A 20,786-nucleotide genomic window follows, 5' to 3' on the forward strand; every position below is an offset into this window, starting at 1 on the left:
ACAGATGTTGGAAACCTGTTAGGCTTTTTTCAACAATTAAAAACATATTTTTTTATGAATAACTGATTTTAATCAACATCCTGACAAATTTAAAGCTAGACTAAATTATTTAATGACAAACCTGAACATCCTCAAAAATAATAAAATGAAACCCTCGATATTTGTTTTCACAGTCTTGTTTTTTACACTCCCAATGCTGGCTCAAATACCAATAGATTCCACAAAAATTAACAATCTTAACCCTGTAAAGGTTGAAACAGTTCGGATAAAACAGGATATTCTTCGACTTGCCCCAATACAAGGAACGTACATTTATTCTGGGAAGAAAAATGAAGTCATTGACATGACACAAAAAAATAGTGCACTGACGGAAAAATATGGACGGCAAATTTTCGCTAAAGTTCCAGGTGTTTTTGTATATGATATGGATGGCACAGGCAATCAAATGAACATTGCTGTTCGTGGTCTTGATCCACACCGCGGCTGGGAATTTAACATCCGTAAAGATGGAATCATTACCAACTCTGATATGTATGGCTATCCCGCAAGCCATTACAACATTCCCATGGAAGCCGTGGAGCGCATTGAATTACTAAGAGGAACGGGGTCTTTGCAATACGGCGCCCAGTTTGGCGGTATGCTTAATTACATTAGTAAACAACCAGACTCCACCAAAGCCTTTATTTTTGAAACTATTAATACAATTGGTTCTTATGGACTGGTTAGTACGTACAATGGAGCATCCGGTAAAATTGGAAAATTCAGATACAGTACTTGGATAAACAAAAAATGGATTACAGGTTATAGAGACAATAGTGATTCGCAGTATAATGCCGAAGCAATATCCTTTTTCTATGATCCTTCTAAGAAGCTACATTTCAAGTTAGAGTGGACTCATTCCAATTACGTCACTCATCTTGCTGGTCCGCTAACGGATGAACAGTTTAACCGTAACCCGAAAATGTCCACTCGATCCAGAAATTATTACAATCCTAATATTCATATACCATCAATGAAAATAGATTGGAAAATTGCTCCAAAAACACAATTACAGCTTACATCATCAGCTGTTCTCGGATCCAGAAACAGTGTGTTGTTTGACAAACCAGCAACTATTGATGATGCAGTTCAAGCATCAACACTTCAATACACGAATCGCCAAGTTGACATTGACCACTTCAATAGTTACACAACAGAACTTAGGGTACTCCATTCCTATAAATTTTTTAAATACACCAATACGTTTACAACAGGAATTCAGTTCATGAATAACGATTTGCACCGCCAACAGCAAGGCAAGGGAACAACTGGAACTGACTTTGACTTATCGTTAGTCACTCCGGGATGGGGAAGAGACCTTCATTTTAAAACGAATAACACTGCACTATTTATTGAAAATCGCTGGTTGTTCTCGAATAGATTTTCCGTTAACACAGGAGCACGAATAGAAAAGGGCGAAACCAAATTGACAGGAACTACCACATATTACTCAGATGCCGAGTTACCAAACTCCATCCAACATAATTTTCCCTTATTTGGTATAAGTGCACAATATGATCTAACCGAAAATATAAATCTTTATGGCGGTGCATCACAAGCGTACCGGCCTGTAATATTCAAAGATATTATTCCTACTTCTATTTATGAAGTCTCCGATAAAAATCTAAAAGATGCTTACGGTTATAATGCTGAAACTGGTTTTAGAGGCAAATGGAAGTCCTTAAAATGGGATGCAACCGTTTTTTACCTTCAGTACAATAATCGATTGGGAAGCATCGCACAAACCAACTCACAAGGCGATCTAATTATTTTTAAAACTAACATTGGAGATTCCAGAACCAAAGGAGTCGAATTATTTTTGCAAAAAGATTTCTATATAGGAAACCAAGCAAGTTTATCCATCTTTACTTCCTCTTCTTATATGGATGCGAAATATCAGGATGCAATTATAAAGTCCGGCACTACCAATACTAATGTTAGTGGAAATAAAGTAGAAAGTGTTCCAAACTGGATTAGTAGAAATGGATTTACTCTTACGTACGCTGTCGTTAGTCTTTCAGCCCTTTACAGTTACACTTCTGATAGTTTTGCTGACGCATTAAATACCGTTAAACCATCAATTAGTGGTGCCAGTGGCATAGTTCCTTCCTATCAATTACTCGATTTAAATTTGGCAATACAATTAACCGATAAAATTAAAGTTCAGATCAATGCTAACAATATCCTAGATAATCATTATTTCACAAAACGGCCTCAATTCTACCCAGGGCCAGGAATTTGGCCATCAGATGGAAGAACAGTTTCAGGCACCGTTTCCATAAAAATTTAAACAAAACTAAAAAGAATACATAGCATGATGCGTACATTCAACTTCTTTTATTTTAGATTTAGTAAAAAAATGGAAAAACACAGTGTCAATATGATGCGAATTGCTCTGGCAATAATTTACGTTTGGTTTGGTGCTTTAAAAATTTTCGGGATGAGTCCGGCTGGTGAATTAGTAGAGCAAACCGTTTATTGGTTTAAACCAGAAATATTCATTCCGGTTCTTGGTATTTGCGAAGTTCTTATAGGTCTTGGCTTGCTTATAAAACGTTGTATTCCTTATACTATCCCGCTATTATTAATGCACATGGCAGCTACATTTTTTCCCGTTTTTATTCTAAAAACAATCTGTTTTGATGCTTTTCCTTACTGCCCTACTTTGGCCGGGCAATATATAATCAAAAATCTTATTCTAATTTCTGGAGCCCTTGTGGTTGCAGGAAAATACAATGAAAAATATTATACAGAAATGAATTTCAAACAAACCCATTAACTAATCTTTGTTAATTTCGATAATTAATTATTGTTTTTAACTATTTAATTATTGTTTATCAATAATTTTATATATTTACAAGAAAAAAATATGAGAAAAATTATTATTTTAAATTGGGTTTTAAAAATCTTTATGGGATTATTAATCTTAGCTATCCCAATAGACGAATGCTTACGGTATAACATGACTAGCGAAGAAATAACTTTAATGTACAAGGAATCTATTTTCGGAAATTTTAGTCCTTATATAATGTTATTACAAATAGTGATCTTAATATTAGCGATACTTAATATTCAAAAAGGACTGCAAGCATTTATTAAAGAAGGGCTTTTTAATTTTAAAAGCTCAGAGAGATTTAAAAGAAGTGGGTATCTTTTGTTGCTAATAAGCGTTTTTGGAATCATAATTAGACTATTGAATATGAATCATTCGCCAGAAGACCAAATACTATCTGATATTATCATGTATTTATTACTACTTGCTATTGGCATTGGGCTATTAGCTTTTTCTGATGTTATTAAAAAAGGAAATATCATCGAGACGGAAAATAATCTAACAATATAACCATGTCTATTATAATCAACTTAGACATAATGCTCGCTATACGAAAGATGCGTTCTAATGAACTGGCGGATCGAATGGGAATTACAACCGCCAATCTTTCTATCTTAAAAACCGGAAAAGCAAAGGCGATTCGGTTTTCGACTTTAGAGCTAATTTGTGAAATTCTGGAATGTCAACCCGGAGATATTATTGAATATGTAAAAGAAACATAGTGAAAGAAAGAGCAATAATTTTTAAACCAAAAAAAAGCCTAACAATTCTGTTAGGCTTTTTTTTTATAATCTAAATTACTTTAGTCAACTAAAACAATAACTTTATTGTCTTTCATTTCAATTGTTCCTGAAGTGATTGCTAGCGCATAATTTTGATCATCTAGCTTCGTGAATTTACTTGCTACTTCTTTTGCGAAAGCGAAAGTAGTAGCTGTAATTTTCACGACACCTTTTCCTAAAATAGAAACGATGGGTGCGTGATTATTCAAAATTTGAAAGCTTCCATCGACTCCTGGCAATGTAACCGAAGTCACTTCTGCTGAAAATAATTTTGCTTCTGGTGATACTATTTCTAAAATCATAATTTTTTCAATTATGAATTATGAATTATGAATTATTTGAGGCTACCCAATTTATAATTTATAATTTATAATTCTTTTTAAGCTTCCGCTAACATTTTTTCTCCAGCTTCAATAGCTTCTTCAATAGTACCTTTAAGGTTAAAAGCTGATTCTGGTATGTGATCTAATTCACCATCAATAATCATATTAAATCCTTTGATAGTATCTTTAATGTCAACTAACACTCCTTTCAATCCTGTAAATTGCTCCGCAACGTGGAAAGGTTGAGATAAGAAACGTTGTACACGACGCGCTCTTGAAACGGCTAATTTATCTTCTTCAGATAATTCTTCCATACCAAGGATCGCGATAATATCTTGTAATTGTTTGTATTTTTGTAAAATTTCTTTTACTCTTTGTGCACAGTCATAATGCTCATCACCTAAAATTTGAGGCGTAAGGATTCTTGAAGTTGAATCCAATGGATCCACTGCAGGATAAATACCTAACTCAGCAATTTTACGAGACAATACTGTTGTTGCATCAAGGTGAGCAAAAGTTGTAGCCGGAGCCGGATCCGTTAAATCATCCGCAGGAACATAAACCGCTTGTACAGAAGTAATAGAACCTTTGTTTGTTGATGTAATACGCTCTTGCATCGCACCCATTTCAGTAGCCAATGTTGGTTGGTACCCTACCGCAGATGGCATACGACCTAAAAGTGCCGAAACCTCAGAACCTGCTTGTGTAAAACGGAAGATATTATCCACGAAGAACAATACATCTTTTCCTTGATCAGTTCCTGCTCCATCACGGAAATATTCTGCAATAGATAATCCAGAAAGTGCTACACGAGCACGAGCTCCTGGAGGCTCATTCATTTGACCGAAAACGAAAGTAGCTTTAGACTCTCTCATTCCTGGCATATCCACTTTAGATAAATCCCATCCTCCATTTTCCATAGAGTGCATGAATTCATCCCCGTATTTTATAATTCCTGACTCTAACATCTCACGAAGTAAGTCATTTCCTTCACGTGTTCTTTCTCCTACTCCTGCGAATACTGAAAGTCCACCGTGACCTTTTGCGATATTGTTAATCAACTCCTGAATCAATACTGTTTTACCAACTCCAGCACCACCGAACAATCCAATTTTACCCCCTTTTGAGTAAGGCTCAATTAAATCAATTACTTTAATACCTGTGAATAAAACTTCAGAAGAAGTAGATAAATCTTCGAATCTTGGTGCTTGTCTGTGAATAGACATCCCGTTTTCTCCTGTTTTTGGTAAGTTTCCTAAACCATCAATTGCATCTCCAATTACGTTGAATAAACGGCCATACACATCAGCACCAATTGGCATTTGGATAGGATTTCCTGTTCCAACTACTTCATAACCTCTACTCAAACCATCTGTTGAGTCCATCGAAATGGTACGTACGGTATTTTCACCAATGTGAGATTGTACTTCAAGTACCAATAAAGTACCATCTTTTTTTGTGATTTCTAACGAATCATAAATTTTTGGAAGTTCAACATCCTTACCGTTGAAAACTACGTCAACTACTGGTCCAATGATCTGGGCAACTTTTCCTATTACTTTTGACATTACTTATGTATTTATTAAATAGCTATTTAGGTTTATGAAATAATCCCAACCGATACGTATCGATTAAATGCTTTTTTCAGTGCGCAAAGATAATTTTTTAAAATATAAAATCAATAATTTTTTTTATAAAAAAAGGATATTTTTAATAGATAATCGAGAAAAGGCTTCGAATCAGATAAAATATGGCAATATCCTTAAAAACAAATAACCACCACGTCACAAAACGGATGGTTATTTTATTAAAAAAATATGATATAATTACTTAATAACAGCTGGATACTGAATTCCGTACAACCCTAGATCAACCCCTTTCAAGTTAGAACCATATTTAACGTTTATCGCCTCTATGAATTTATTAACAATCAATGCATAGCCTCTAGGGCTTGGATGAACTCCGTCTAAAGAAAAAGTTCCCCCAGTCACATAGGCAGCCGTCATGTGAAAAGTACCAAAACGAATTCCTCCGTTATTTAACTGATTTAAAATTGACGCGGCGTCAACAAAAGCCAACCCATTAGAATCAGCAGCAGCTTTTATCGTGACGTTATAGGCATCAGTAGCTAGTTTTATCTCCGAAACCTCTGAAGCAGTTAACACTCTATTATCCTGTAAAGGATACGTAACTCCAACGGTGTTAAAAGGAGCCGGAACTCCAGCTTGTGCCGTTCCAATTACAGTTCGCGTCGTAAGTAATATAAAATCTTTATTAGCAACATTTGCACCTCCATTGGCATGTCTTGCCTGCCCATAAAGACTTCCCATTAAACCTGCTTGACCCGCTGGAACACCCGCCGCAACTAATGCACCAGTAATTTGAGCACTATAGTTTACCAACGTTTCGTCTCTTATCAGCAAAGGGTTTGTAGCAGAAGCGGACAATGTTTTGATTCTGTTTCCAGCTCCTAAAGCGGTTAGAATCTGTTTTACAGGCCCCAACAACTGTGTGTTTAACTGCGTTGCTGTTGCTGCATCTAAAGGAACCGGATTATAAGGAACTGTCGTAAAAAACGGAAGATTATTGATATAGGGTAAATTTGCGACTACACCTTTTCTTCCTCCAACAGCCATTGCTGTTGCCAAAGCATTATAAGCCGCATTAAAAGTTCCCGCAGGAGTAATATCATTTCCTAAAACCGGATCCTGTGAAGTAGGCACACCGCCATTAGTAGCATATCCTAAAACATCATTTCCTCCAATAAACAAAGAGAAAAAGGTTGGATTTTGATCCGTAGCATCTTTAATCACACTAGACATTGCCGTTTTTGCAAATCGCCCAAAATATGGATTAGCTTGTCCGTAACCAGCAACTCCTAAATGTATCGCTTTTGCGCCTGGAACACCCATATTGTTATAAACTCCAGCAATGCTAGCGTTTACAGCTGTTCCTGAAACCCCAGAAACGCTTACAGGTCCTGCACCATTAAAATAAAACCGTGTTGGAAACTGAGCCATTTGATTTCCTCCAATTGAAAAACCTCCTCTATTGTCATCCGCCATAAATGGAGTAGTAAAAGCACCACCACCAACTAAAGCAAATTGTTCAGCCAAAATATTTGGGTATGAATTTTTTTGACCGGCTTTAAAAAGAGCCCCATCACTAAACCCTGCAGCAAATGAATCCCCTAAAGCCACATATTTAGAAAAATCTGCTGAACCAGCTGTTAATGGCTCTTCAACAATTACCTCTTCATCGTTATTACATGCTGCAAAGGTTAGCGAAATCAATAACAGCCATTTGAAATTTTTTATCATAATATATTTTTTAAAATTATTGCCCTTTTGAATTATGGATTGATTGTCCAAGAAGCAAACCATTGTTGTCCAATTGCACCAGCTCCAATTACTTGGATGTAATCTTTTCCGCCTATGTTAGTAGCCCCAACTTTAAGCACTGATTTCAATTTAGGAAATCCATAATTGATTTGAGCGTCTAAAACAGTGTTTTCAGGAACAATGCCATCAGCAAAAGAAGACTGCCATAAATATTCCGTATTGTATCTCGCATTAATATTGAAACCAAAATTTTCAAATAATTTAGCATTTCCAATAGACGCTTTCACCCTATGTTTTGGAGTATTAAAACCCGCAATAAAGCCAGGATCTTCTTCTTGATTAAAATTAAATTCAGCATAATTATAATTCACACCTAGTTCAAAATCTTTATATACTTTCTTAGATAACCCTACACCAAAACCTAAAGATGTAATTTTAGCAGTAGTATTTGTATATACTTGATACACTCTTCTGTCTCCATTGCTTAACGCTGAAAGCGTCCCTAAAGTTGCTGGATTGCCAAAATCAAAAGCCGTATCAACATCTCCATAATAAGGACTAATCACTCTTGAAGTATTCATGAAATTATTATAAATATTGTAATACCCATTGACATCAATAGACAAATCATTGTTGACAACAGAACGATACCCCAATTCTATCGCTTTAACCTCTTCTGGCTTTACCAACCCTACTCTTGCAACTTGCAACAAAGCTGCGGCTGCGGGAACATTCGTTGGATTTGCGGCTACGGCCGCACTAAACGCCTGAACAGAAGTCAAAGTATAGGAATTAGTATAGGCATTTTGACCTGTCAATGTTAACGTTGCAGGAACTCCTAACGCTTGTCCTGCAGCACTAACTCCTCTTACTTCCGTAAAACGATCTAAATTCTCCGGAGCAGAACCAATTAAAGCGAACGGACCCAAGTCTAGACCAATGTATTGATCTTGTGTTGTTGGATTTCTGAAGCCAGTTTGATAGGAAGCCCTAAAGTTATGTCTTTTAGATGCACCCGCTGAATACACCAAAGAGATACGAGGAGAAATATTCCCGTCGAAATTTTGACTTTTATCATACCGTGCCGACCCTGTGAATTTCAATCGGTCGTCCATGAATTTTTTAGTCAACTGCGTGTAAGCACCGTATTCATTATAACGTAGTGGACCATCAAAATCAGTAAAGATTGTTCCTTGTGAATTCATTTCATATTGTCTGAACGAACCTCCTAACTGAATCTCAGCAAATTTTATCAATTCTTTAAAGTTATAATTCACATCAGAATGATAAATTTTGGATTGATCAATAAATTTCGCCCCTTTTGTTAAATCTGGTTCTGCTATTGCAGTAGCCAAAGCGTTCTTAAATTGCGCAGAACCTGGCTCAAATCTCGGGCTTCCTGTTGGAGTTGGTAAAAAAGGCAAACCTGTTGGTTTTACATTATAATCTGCATAATTTCTAGCATTTGTAGCAGATTGTTGCGCATTAGTACCCAATACAGCTCCTGAGAGTTGATATGCAGTAGCGTAGTTTGTAAACCATTCTGTATCTGATTTTGCCGCTCTGTTAACATTCCAAGCCGCAAAACGCATATCATATGAATTACCTGCATCTTCATCAGTAATATATCCTCTTACAAAGAAATTTTTCCCTTTGACCTCTATCTTTGACTGCTGCATGAAGAAATCATTTAATGCATATCTATTAGCCCCTTGATAAATAGTACTACCTAAACCTAATTTGTGCTGTAAAATAATTTCTGTTTCACCTTCCCATGGCTTAAAGTGCAGAGAAAAATCTGCTTTTACACTTCTTACTTTATTATCATTTAAGTCTTGTTCACGATACCCCGTTCTACTTACTTGACCCACGTTCGTAATAAAAGTTGTAACTTCATCTCCGTATAAATTCAAGCCATCATAATTCTGATTGTTAGCATGGCCAACTGAACCACCTGTTACACTTCTTTGATCAGCAGCAATCCATTCTGTAGCTCTCAAAAAATTAAAATTTGCTTTAGCAGCAAAATGCTCACTAAAAGCAGTTGCAGCTCTTAATCCAAAATCAAAATAATCGTTTGTACCAGCTGCCTTTTGACTAGTTTGCCCGTACTTCACATACGTACTGATGCCCTGGTTTGTAAAAGGATTTTTACTATTCATGAATAAAATACCATTAAAAGCATTAGCACCATAAAGCGCTGAAGAAGCGCCAGGTAGCAACTCAACATTAGCAACATCAATATCAGAGAGTCCAATTAAATTTCCTAAAACAAAATTTAAGGCTGGAGATGAGTTATCCATGCCATCCACTAATTGCATAAAACGAGTATTTGCAACAGTAGAAAACCCTCTTGTATTAATCGATTTGAAGGAAATACTACTGGTGTTAAAATGCACCTCTTTAAGATTTTCTAAACCATCATAAAATGTAGGCGCTGTGGTACTTTTGATCTGTTGAATTCCCATTCTCTCAATAGTCACAGGAGATTCAATAACTCTTTCCGGAGTTCTTGAAGCAGAAACCACGATTTCATTTAGTTTATTCTCTTCGTCTAAAAGCTGAACGGTAATTTTTTGATTATTAGACACTACATTAATTTTTTGGGAAACATACCCTACGCTGGTGACCTCAATTATAAAAGGAGGTGTTTTTGAAGACTGTAAAGTAAAAGAACCATCCAGATCGGTAATTGTTCCAGAAGAATCTCCAACAATTTTAATATTGGCTCCAGGAATAGGTTGGTTGTTACTATCTGTAACAATACCTGAAATTGAGTTTTGAGCAAAAGTAAGGCTACAAAAAAACAATGACAAAAAAAGTAAATACACTCTCATTGGGTTATAATTTGTTGGTTTATGAAGCCAAAGTACAAATATTTTTAATATTAATAAAAAAGCGCCTGAAAAATTTCATATTTATCAGTTATTTTGCCCCATTTACACTTATTCTACATTTATATTTTATTGTTTAATGTTAAAAATTGTGCTAAAACAATAGAATATCACTATGCATGCATACAATAAATACATTTATCATAAAATAATTATTAATTTTTAGATATTTGACAAAAGTGAATACGATCCATAAATTTATCATTATTTTCACGTTTTACGGATTCTCCAAGAAAGATTATAGATCATAAAAAAAGCCCCGAAAGATTACTTTCGAGGCTTACAATTTTAATAGTAAAATAAATTTACTCTACAGTTACTGATTTTGCTAAATTACGTGGTTGATCCACATTACACCCGCGCATTACAGCAATATGATAGGACAAAAGCTGCAAGGGAATGGTAGTAATCAATGGGGAAAGCGCATCAGAAGTTTCTGGAATTTCAATAACATAATCTGCTAACTCGCGAACTTGTGTATCTCCCTTAGTGACTACAGCTATAATTTTTCCACTTCTGGATTTAATTTCTTGAATGTTACTTACAATTTTATCATAGTGGCCTTGTTTAGGCGCAATAACGACTACAGGCATATGTTCATCAATTAATGCGATTGGTCCGTGCTTCATTTCTGCTGCAGGATAGCCTTCGGCATGAATATAAGATATTTCTTTTAATTTTAAAGCTCCTTCCAATGCCACTGGAAAATTATAACCCCTTCCTAAATACAAACAATTTGGGGCATCTTTAAAAATTGCAGCAATTTCTTTAGCTCTGTCATTCGTTTCTAGGGCCTCCTTAACTTTTTCAGGAATAATTTCTAATTCTTGCAAATAACCATGAAAAGCAGAATTTGACAAGGTTCCTTTGGCTTTAGCCAAACGGAGCGCAATCATGGTCAAAACAGTAATTTGGGTAGTGAATGCTTTGGTAGAAGCAACACCAATTTCTGGACCTGCATGCGTATAGGCACCCGCATGAGTTTCTCTGGAAATAGAAGAACCCACTACATTACATACCCCAAAAACAAACGCACCACTTTCTTTAGCTAATTTAATAGCAGCCATAGTATCTGCGGTTTCTCCTGATTGAGAAATAGCAATAACGATATCTTTGGCATTTATAATTGGATTTCTATATCTAAATTCAGATGCATATTCTACTTCAACAGGAATTCTAGCGAATTCTTCAAAAATATATTCTGCCACTAAACCCGCGTGCCATGAAGTTCCACACGCAACAATTATAATTCTTTCGGCATTTAAAAATTTTTCTAAATTATCCTCAATACCTGCCATTTGGATAAGACCTTCATTAGCATGAAGTCTTCCACGATACGTATCTTTGATAACACTAGGTTGCTCATAAATCTCTTTCAACATAAAGTGATCGTAACCACCCTTTTCGATTTGCTCCAAATTCATTTGAAGTTCTTGAATAGTAGGATTAACTAAAGAATCATCTTTAATTTTACGAACTTTCATTTCTTTATGCAACCGAATATTCGCCATTTCACCATCTTCCAGATAAATAGCGTTAGAGGTATATTCAATAAAAGGGGATGCATCTGACGCAATAAAAAACTCTCCTTCTCCTACTCCTATTGCCAATGGACTGCCTAAACGGGCAGCCACAATTTCATTAGGGGTTTTTATATCAAAAACAGCAATTGCATACGCTCCTACTACTTGATTCAAAGCTACCTGAACAGCTTTTCCTAATTTTAAATTGTCTTTTTTCTGTACTTCTTCGATAAGATTAACCAACACTTCGGTATCCGTATCTGAATGAAAAATATACCCTCTTTTTATCAACTCTGCTTTTAAGGGTGCGTAATTCTCAATGATTCCATTATGAACAATCGCTAAGTCCCCCGAGTTCGAGATATGCGGATGTGAGTTTACGTCATTTGGAACACCGTGAGTTGCCCAACGTGTATGACCAATCCCTATGCTTCCATTAGTCGTAATCTCTTTTGAAGCTTTCTCCTCAAGATCTGAAACTTTTCCTTTTGTTTTAGATAGCTTCAGATTTTCACCATCGTATAACATTACTCCGGCACTGTCATAACCTCTATATTCGAGCCTTTTCAAGCCTTTAATTACAATAGGATACGCTTCTCTATATCCAATATATCCAACAATTCCACACATAGTCTTAGTTAATTAGGTTTTGTATAATAAATTTCAAGTTTTAATCTTTTCCCTTCTGGAACAGTAGATTTCCCGCTGTACATAATGGTCCCCAAAGGATTCATAACTGATGCTTTTGGTGCTTGTGATATAAAAGCATTTGGAGTTCTCACTCTATGAGAGGCAATTACGGCAATGTTTTCTGTAACTACTACACCTAATTTAACATTAATAGAATCTTTGTTATTTATCAGATTTCTTACCTGATTCGTAATTCTGATTTTATACGTTGATCCTTTTTTTGTGGTTGCATCTTTTTTTATAACACCTCCAAAAATATCTTTCGATTTCTTTGGATCAGCATTATTTGAAGTTACATCCAAATAGTAGTCAACAAGTGGTCGGTTATTACTATAGTCATATAAGTAAATTCGTTGTGGCTCATTGCTACCAGACATAGCATCGGTATCAATGTGAAAAACCAGATTAGCTTCATTTACTAATAACTTCTTACCATCCGCTGGGTTTCTTAAATCATCCAACTGATCTGAAACACCATTAGGACCTGTCAAGACTCCATTAGCATCATATCCTTTTACATCTTTTTTGTCAAAAAGCTCTAAAACAGATACCGTTCCTTCTCCTCCTTTTGTAAATAATTTATCATCTCCCTCAATTGTATTACCTGTATTTGGCAATGCATTGTAAGCAATTCCACTAGTACTAAAATCCGTATTTAATAAACTAACTGTATTACCTGTCATATTAAGCACTATCGTCTTTTTAACTCTGGTAGTTGCACCACCCGTCGTCGAAGCTAAATCCTCTTTATAGGTAATGGTGATTTTTCCTGCTTTAAAATTCAACATAGCTAAATTTCCAGCACTACTACCCGACTTTTCCATTTTAAAATAAAGTCCCCTAAAGTAATTTTTAAAAACATCATTCGAGGCTAATTTACCAGAATTAACACCATTGATAATCTTTGTTTTAAAATAATCTTTATTTAAGTTCAACTTCATACCCGGTGGGGTATAAACTGTTGATTTAACACTCGTTATTGAATCCGTAGTAACTACAACATGTTCTGCTGGATCAAAGAAAAACTGATTATTTTCAGCTGTATTTGAATTGTCATTTAATCGGTTCCCCACTTTTAAACTATTGAATTCCGTATTTTGATCGGTAAAATATTTCTGCGGTTGTTGAAATCCGCCGGCAGGATCTGAATCCCTCATAAAATAACCAGATTCATAAACACTCAATTGCATTTTAGCTTTTTCTGGACCATAAATAGAATCTAATATGTATACATGACTTCCATCCACATTGGTTTTTGTTTGAGAAGCATCCGTATAATAAGGGATTGTCAAAACCACGCTCTCTACAAAAGGATTTGTACCTGTAGACGTTTTTAATTCTGATAAAGTTAACTGAGTGCTAAAATTAGCCGTTGTTTCTCCAAAATTTGCATTAGCATAAATCCCTAATGGATTTATATCCAAATTATTTGATTGTATAGGCCCTGTTTTTTGATTGTAACCCGAGACACTGTAGGTTTCCTTGTTAAGATCAAAGTTGTTATCTCCTATTAAATCTCCTCCAATTCCATTATAATCTTTATCACAAGAATATAAAAAAACCACACTTACTACTATCAGTATTTTCTTAAAAAAAGAATTATTATACATATTTATTAAAAAAGTTTAATTTAAAGAACCTCGTTTCTGTAGAAATTAGTATACGCTTCTGCGAATGCATCTTTCGGGGCGAAAGGTAAAAAAGGTTTTCCTGAAGATTCTATAAATTTTGTTAAACTTGGCGAGAGGTTTTCTGATGCAATAATCACAGCATCAGAATGTTTAATAGTAGCTTTGATGATATTTTCATAGTCTGGCATTTCCAAATCAGCAATAGCATCTTCCGGAACACCGTCAAATTTAACTTTGTTAATCATTTCAACATTCAAAGTACCTTCAAAAGACTGACTGTAGACTGAAGTAACAATCTTGGTTTCAGAGAATAATGCTTCATTTTTGTAAAAATGTTTCATGTAAATTGGCAACATGGCCGCCATCCATCCATGAACGTGTATAATATCTGGAACCCAATTGAGTTTTTTTACAGTTTCAACCACTCCTTTTGCAAAGAAAATAGCACGTTCGTCATTATCCGGATACATCACACCTTCTTCATCAGCAAAAGTAGCTTTACGTTTGAAGTATTCATCATTATCAATAAAATAGACTTGTATTCTTTCTTTAGGAATAGAAGCCACCTTTATAATTAATGGCATATCCAAATCATTCACTACCAAATTCATCCCCGAAAGTCTGATTACCTCGTGTAATTGATGTCTTCTTTCGTTAATATTTCCATATCTGGGCATAAAAATTCTGATCTGTCCACCTTGATCATTAATCATCTTTGGGACGTCATAAGACATTAAAGAGACCTCGTTTTCAGCGAGATATGGCACCACTTCAGATGACACATATAATATCCTCTTATCTTTCATATTGTAATTTACTTAATTTATTGGCAATAAAAACCATGCAAAATTACAAAAATTTATGCAGTTATTAACTAAAATATTATGTTTGCAATTAATTTTAATAATACTGTCATGCATATTTTCTACGGAAAAGCATCTTTAGGAGACTATTTGAAATCAATAAAAACAATCCATTCTACTTTGGGATTCGTTCCCACCATGGGCGCTTTGCATCAAGGACATTTGGCTTTAATGCAAAAATCTTTATTGCAAAACGAAATTACAATTGTAAGTATTTTTGTAAATCCCACCCAATTCAATAATCCTGAAGATCTGGCAAAATACCCTAGGACATTGGAAGAAGATGTAAAAAAACTTACCGCTTTAGATCCAAATATCATTTTATATGCACCTACGGTTGACGACATTTATGACGGAAAACCTGTTTCAGAACCGTTTGATTTTGATGGTCTTGAAAATCAAATGGAAGGCAAATTCAGACCTGGCCACTTCAATGGAGTAGGTACAATAGTCAAACGTCTTTTTGAGATTATTGAACCTACCAATGCCTATTTTGGTGAAAAAGATTTTCAACAATTACAAATTGTAAAAAAAATGGTAGAGAAAAGCAATCTGAACGTAACTGTAATTGGTTGCCCTATTTACAGAGAATCTAATGGTCTAGCTATGAGTTCTAGAAATGAACGCTTATCAGTTCATGAAAGGGAAGAAGCAAGGATTATTTACAAAGTATTGACTGCTGTTCAAGACAAATTCTCAACAAACAGTAACTCTGAAATTACAGAATGGGTTCAAAAAACATTTGAAAATAATCCACATTTTACATTAGAATATTTCACCATTGCTGATGAAGCAACACTTCTAACAGACATTCTAAAAAATAAAAATAAAAAATATCGCGCATTTATTGCTGTATTGGTCAACAATATTCGTTTGATTGACACCATTTCATTAAATTAATTTACTTTTGTAGCATGCAAATTCAAGTATTAAAATCAAAAATTCACCGTGTTAAAGTAACTGGCGCCGATTTAAATTATATCGGAAGTATTACTATTGACGAATCATTACTAGACGCCTCTAATATTATAGAAGGTGAAAAAGTCTCCATTGTAAATATTAATAATGGAGAACGTTTTGAAACCTACGCCATCAAAGGAGAAAGAAATTCAGGAACAATAACACTCAACGGACCTGCCGCAAGAAAAGTTCAAAGAGACGACATCATAATTATCATTTCATACGCGACTATGGAATTTGAAGAAGCTAAAATCTTTAAACCTTGGGTTATTTTCCCAAATGAAAATGATAATTCTCTAACGTAAATTTTTAGAATTAAAACACCGCATTGAGATTTATACCGTAAATTTTATAAAACTAAGTTGATTTTTTTTACAAAAAAAGCTTTTTTCGCTTCAATTAGACAGCAGTAGGTTTTGCTGTTCCTGTTTTTAATAAAGGTAAATAATATACTTTACCGGCGTGTTGTCTAAAATTACTTACGCCTTTAAAACCACTACTTTTTTATTGAAAAATGAGTCCAAATACGATAGCATGAAAGTTAAAATACCAACAAAATAATGTCAAAAGTAAAAACAACTTTTTTTTGTCAAAACTGTGGTGCACAATATGCTAAATGGCAAGGACAGTGTAATTCTTGTAAAGAATGGAATACCATTGCGGAAGAAATCATTCAAAAACAAGAAAAAATAGCTTGGAAAAGTGAAACTACAGCAAGTAGTAAAGCACCAAAACCTTTGCGAATAGATGAAATAGATTCGGCGCAGGAAATCCGAATGGACACTACTGACGCAGAACTAAATCGTGTTTTGGGTGGAGGCATAGTCCCAGGCTCACTGATCCTTTTAGGCGGAGAACCCGGCATCGGAAAGAGCACTCTTTTGCTCCAAATTTCGTTAAAACTACCTTACAAGACCCTGTACGTTTCAGGCGAAGAAAGTCAGAAGCAAATAAAAATGCGTGCCGAAAGAATCACCCCAAGCGGAGACAATTGTTACATACTTACCGAAACTAAGACGCAAAATATCTTCAAGCAAATTGAAGCCATACAACCTGAAATCGTAATTATCGATTCTATTCAAACATTGCATACCGATTATATAGAATCTACTCCGGGGAGTATTTCACAAATCCGTGAAACCACAGCAGAGTTGATCAAATTTGCCAAAGAAACCAACATCCCAGTGATTCTTATTGGACATATTACCAAAGACGGAAACATTGCCGGACCAAAAATCCTGGAACACATGGTTGATACCGTTTTGCAATTTGAAGGCGACCGGAATCATGTATATCGAATTTTAAGGTCTTTGAAAAATCGTTTCGGCTCCACTGCCGAAATAGGAATTTATGAAATGCTGGGCAATGGTTTACGGGAAGTTTCTAATCCTTCAGAAATATTGATTTCGCACAAGGACGAGGAATTATCCGGAACCGCAATTGCTTCCACTCTGGAAGGCATGCGCCCATTAATGATTGAAATCCAGGCATTAGTTAGTACTGCGGTTTATGGCACACCACAACGCAGCACCACGGGTTACAATGCAAAAAGGCTCAATATGATTTTAGCTGTATTAGAAAAAAGAGCCGGTTTTAGGCTTGGAGCCAAAGACGTATTCCTTAACATAACAGGAGGAATTTCCGTAGATGATCCTGCGATAGATTTAGCGGTCGTAGCTGCCATTTTATCATCAAATGAGGATATTGCTGTGAATAAAGATTTCTGTTTTGCTGGCGAAGTGGGACTTTCGGGCGAAATTCGTCCGGTAAACCGGGTCGATCAACGCATCCAAGAGGCCGAAAAATTAGGTTTTTCGACCATTTTTGTATCCAAATACAACAAAATCGCATTGAAAAATACCGGAATCAAAATTCGATTGGTAGCCAAAATTGAAGATGTGGCGAGTGAATTGTTTGGGTGAAATTTATTTTAAAATTAATAAAATACTGCGTTTTTAAATCCTTATTAAAAACATAATTATTCTTATATACTACAAAAATTATTTGTAGTATACTTTTTGATTACACCACAAAAAAGAACTTATAACTTAAATTTAGGAAGGTGCTAATTAATTATTTTGTAAATTTATAATTGAATTTCTAATTAAACTTAGAAATCAAAAAGCACTTTTTTAAACTAAGTACTAAAAAATCTACACGGATGCTTTAGATATAATTATTCCTGAATATATAACCATGCGCTTAAAGCAAATAGTCTCCCTCATAAATTCAATTCTTAAATCAGAAATAAACTTTTTTAAAAACAAATATCTTTAACCTAACAAACAAAGACATGAAAAGACAAACTGGCATTTGGATAGACACCTCAAAGGCAATTATTATTACCCTTGAAGGTGGTAAAGATGAAAAAATTTCTGAAATAGACTCTGATGTTGAAAACAGTGTTTACCACGATAAGGAAGGAAACAAAGGAACTTTTTCCGGAGGTCATCATGGCAACAGTGAGTCAAAATTTGAAAATCGAAAAAAAGAACAACTTGATTTTTTTATAAAAGAAGTACTCGCTTATGTAAAAGGAGCTGATGAACTATTTGTGTTTGGACCTGCTGAAACAAAGATAAGACTGGAACAAAAAATTCAGGATGAAAAATTATTTGTTAACAAACTAAGAGCCGTTGAAACCGCAGACAAAATGACGGTAAATGAGATTGTAGCTAAAGTTAAAAAATTCTATATTTCATAATCCAATATTCCCTTACATCACGGTGCTGTCAGCATACACAAACTACTTTAACAATAATCTAAAACTACAACCACAAAACTGTTGTAGTTTTTTTGTTTTTAAAAATAAAAAAACACAAAAAAAAGCTAAATAATTTGAGAAAATGGTATTCCCCTTAGTTTTTGCTTTTCTTTACGAATACAAATCCATTGAAACAAGCTGACAAACTGTTTATGAGAACCGGAAAACAAAAAATAACACTTGCCGCAAAAATACTCTTGGTATTGTTTGCCATCTTGGGAAGTGCTTTTTACTTATTTAGAGACGCCGTCTTAAAGCAAACGATAGCTAAGGTTTCCCATGAAATGAAAATTGAGTACAATAGTACTTTCTTAATAAAAAAAGCATCTTTTGAAGGCATTTCGGGCCTGAATCTAACCGAAATAATTGTAGTACCAAAAAATGCCGATACCCTCTTTAAAATACAAAAATTAAAAACGAGTATCAATTTGTGGAGGTTGATTACGGGTGATTTGCAATTAGGAACTTTAGAAATAAAAAATGGCTTTGTACATCTGGTAAAAAAAGGAAAAACAGCAAACTACGATGCTTTCCTTAAAAAAGACAATCAAACAGAGGTACGTGACGAAAAAAGAGATTACGCTCAGTTTACCTATAGAATTATATCTAAAGTTCTAAATTTAGTACCAACCGATATGATCCTTGACAATCTGTCTTTTCGATTAAATGATAACGGAAAAAAAGCAACAATTAATTTTCAAAAATTACGACTAGTCAACAAACAACTCGAAACTTCAATAAAAGTACAAACCAACACCATCTCACAGCGCTGGAAAATTAAAGGCTTTGCCGATCCAAGAAATAAAAAAGCGGACATCCGATTTGTCAACATGGATACAGGCGCAATAAAAATGCCGTATTTAGACGAGCGTTTTAACTTGAAATCCAGCTTTGATTCTATCCGATTAAATATACAAAACATTGATAAAGATGGTAACGAATTGCATATTGATGGGTTTATGGCCATTGCGAATTTAAAAATCAACCATCCAAAAGTTGCTAGTAAAGATGTTTTTCTTAAAAACGCCAAATTTGATTACCGATTCTTATTAGGCTCTGATTTTATTTCTATTGACAGCAGCTCAACGGTTCAATTGAATAAAATAAAATTTCATCCCTATCTGGCTTACGAAACTAAAAAAGACACAATTTACAAACTCAAAGTAACCATCCCAAAAATGAAAGCGCAGGATTTCATCACATCACTGCCAGAGGGTTTGTTTACTCATTTTCAAGGCATGGAAGCCAGTGGTACTTTTGATTATAAACTGGATTTTGCGTTTAATCAAAACAAGCCCAATCAGCTGGTTTTTGACAGTAGATTAAAAAAAGAGAATCTAAAAATAACAAAATACGGGGAAGCCAATCTTAACAAACTTAATGGCGAATTTGTCTATCGGGCACTTATAAAAAATGTGTTACAACGTCCGGTTTTAATTGGCACAGCCAATCCAAGTTACTCGCCACTCGACCAAATTTCGCCCTATTTAAGAAAGTCGGTTTTAACAACTGAAGACCCATCGTTTTTTTCGCATCGTGGTTTTATAAATGAAGCTTTCAAGCAATCAATAGTAAAAAACATCCGAACCAAAAAATTCTCTCGTGGCGCCAGTACCATCAGCATGCAACTGGTAAAAAATGTTTTTCTGAGCCGAGAGAAAACGGTATCGCGTAAACTGGAAGAAATATTACTGGTTTATATTCTAGAAAACAATAGGATTGTGAGCAAGGAACGCATGCTCGAAGTCTATTTTAATATCATCGAATGGGGTCCAAATGTATATGGAATAGGTGAAGCGAGTCAGTTTTATTTTCAAAAAACACCTTCTGAATTATCGCTGAATGAATGCTTGTATCTCGCCAGAATTATTCCAAGTCCAAAAAAATTCATGTATCAGTTCAACGATCAAGGGATGCTAAAAGATTTTGCACTACAGCAAGAATCATTCTTAACGAATATTATGTTTCGAAGAGGACTTTTGGCTCCAGAAGACACTATTTACAAATCCTTACCCATACTGATTTCAGGACCTGCAAAATCTTTTATCAAATTCAAAGTACAAGATTCCACACAAATAAAAGTAGATTCCATAGCCGTTGATACCGAATTTGATCTTTAATTAAAAATAACCCTGTTAGCGTT

Annotated in this window: 16 protein-coding genes; 9 read left to right on the top strand and 7 right to left on the bottom strand. The window is 34.9% G+C overall.

Annotated elements, in window-relative coordinates:
- Nucleotides 1-145: 145 nt before the first annotated feature.
- From ACNQF9_RS03755 to ACNQF9_RS03770, 4 genes are all read left to right on the top strand, one after another.
- Nucleotides 146-2,329: a TonB-dependent receptor family protein gene (locus ACNQF9_RS03755; protein ID WP_417958909.1), complete on the top strand. Its 2,184-nt coding sequence runs from the start codon at nt 146-148 to the stop codon at nt 2,327-2,329.
- 69 nt (nt 2,330-2,398) lie between these two features.
- Nucleotides 2,399-2,818 (top strand): DoxX family membrane protein, encoded by a 420-nt coding sequence (locus tag ACNQF9_RS03760; RefSeq protein ID WP_417958910.1) that lies wholly within the window; start codon nt 2,399-2,401, stop codon nt 2,816-2,818.
- Between the two features lie 132 nt (nt 2,819-2,950).
- Entirely contained in the window at nt 2,951-3,382 is a 432-nt protein-coding gene (locus ACNQF9_RS03765; protein WP_417958911.1) for a hypothetical protein, read from the top strand.
- 2 nt (nt 3,383-3,384) lie between these two features.
- On the top strand, nt 3,385-3,594 hold the full coding sequence (locus ACNQF9_RS03770; protein WP_417958912.1) for a helix-turn-helix domain-containing protein: 210 nt from the start codon (nt 3,385-3,387) through the stop codon (nt 3,592-3,594).
- An 80-nt stretch (nt 3,595-3,674) separates the two neighbouring features.
- On the opposite strand, the gene ACNQF9_RS03775 is transcribed toward ACNQF9_RS03770, so the two are convergent.
- The 7 genes from ACNQF9_RS03775 to ACNQF9_RS03805 all read right to left on the bottom strand — a co-directional run bounded on the left by ACNQF9_RS03775 (nt 3,675) and on the right by ACNQF9_RS03805 (nt 14,862).
- Nucleotides 3,675-3,956 carry a FoF1 ATP synthase subunit delta/epsilon gene (locus ACNQF9_RS03775; RefSeq protein WP_417958913.1) on the bottom strand — a complete coding sequence of 94 codons (282 nt, stop codon included), beginning with the start codon at nt 3,954-3,956 and terminating at the stop codon, nt 3,675-3,677.
- Nucleotides 3,957-4,033: 77 nt separating this feature from the next.
- Nucleotides 4,034-5,545, bottom strand: a complete 1,512-nt coding sequence (gene atpD, locus ACNQF9_RS03780) for a F0F1 ATP synthase subunit beta (protein WP_417958914.1) — start codon at nt 5,543-5,545, stop codon at nt 4,034-4,036.
- A 258-nt stretch (nt 5,546-5,803) separates the two neighbouring features.
- Nucleotides 5,804-7,297, bottom strand: a complete 1,494-nt coding sequence (locus ACNQF9_RS03785; RefSeq protein WP_417989676.1) for a G-D-S-L family lipolytic protein — start codon at nt 7,295-7,297, stop codon at nt 5,804-5,806.
- Between the two features lie 32 nt (nt 7,298-7,329).
- The gene (locus ACNQF9_RS03790) at nt 7,330-10,155 is read right to left on the bottom strand and encodes a carboxypeptidase-like regulatory domain-containing protein (RefSeq protein WP_417989677.1); all 2,826 of its coding nucleotides are present in this window, start codon (nt 10,153-10,155) and stop codon (nt 7,330-7,332) included.
- Between the two features lie 362 nt (nt 10,156-10,517).
- On the bottom strand, nt 10,518-12,365 hold the full coding sequence (gene glmS, locus ACNQF9_RS03795; protein ID WP_417958917.1) for a glutamine--fructose-6-phosphate transaminase (isomerizing): 1,848 nt from the start codon (nt 12,363-12,365) through the stop codon (nt 10,518-10,520).
- A gap of 8 nt (nt 12,366-12,373) precedes the next feature.
- Complete coding sequence (locus ACNQF9_RS03800) at nt 12,374-14,035, bottom strand: DUF4270 domain-containing protein (protein WP_417989678.1); 1,662 nt, start codon at nt 14,033-14,035, stop codon at nt 12,374-12,376.
- Nucleotides 14,036-14,055: 20 nt separating this feature from the next.
- On the bottom strand, nt 14,056-14,862 hold the full coding sequence (locus ACNQF9_RS03805) for a glycogen/starch synthase (protein ID WP_417958919.1): 807 nt from the start codon (nt 14,860-14,862) through the stop codon (nt 14,056-14,058).
- Between the two features lie 78 nt (nt 14,863-14,940).
- Between ACNQF9_RS03805 and panC the strand changes: the two genes are divergently transcribed.
- From panC to ACNQF9_RS03830, 5 genes are all read left to right on the top strand, one after another.
- Nucleotides 14,941-15,819 (top strand): pantoate--beta-alanine ligase, encoded by an 879-nt coding sequence (panC, locus tag ACNQF9_RS03810; protein ID WP_417958920.1) that lies wholly within the window; start codon nt 14,941-14,943, stop codon nt 15,817-15,819.
- A gap of 14 nt (nt 15,820-15,833) precedes the next feature.
- Nucleotides 15,834-16,184 (top strand): aspartate 1-decarboxylase, encoded by a 351-nt coding sequence (gene panD, locus ACNQF9_RS03815; protein ID WP_417958921.1) that lies wholly within the window; start codon nt 15,834-15,836, stop codon nt 16,182-16,184.
- A 255-nt stretch (nt 16,185-16,439) separates the two neighbouring features.
- Entirely contained in the window at nt 16,440-17,801 is a 1,362-nt protein-coding gene (radA, locus tag ACNQF9_RS03820) for a DNA repair protein RadA (protein ID WP_417958922.1), read from the top strand.
- Between the two features lie 371 nt (nt 17,802-18,172).
- Nucleotides 18,173-18,583, top strand: coding sequence for a hypothetical protein (locus tag ACNQF9_RS03825; protein WP_417958923.1), 411 nt, complete (start codon nt 18,173-18,175; stop codon nt 18,581-18,583).
- Nucleotides 18,584-18,795: 212 nt separating this feature from the next.
- The gene (locus ACNQF9_RS03830) at nt 18,796-20,763 is read left to right on the top strand and encodes a transglycosylase domain-containing protein (protein ID WP_417958924.1); all 1,968 of its coding nucleotides are present in this window, start codon (nt 18,796-18,798) and stop codon (nt 20,761-20,763) included.
- Nucleotides 20,764-20,786 lie beyond the last annotated feature (23 nt).

The sequence above is a fragment of the Flavobacterium amylolyticum genome, from assembly GCF_048284335.1.
In the GTDB taxonomy this organism is placed as follows: Bacteria; Bacteroidota; Bacteroidia; order Flavobacteriales; family Flavobacteriaceae; genus Flavobacterium.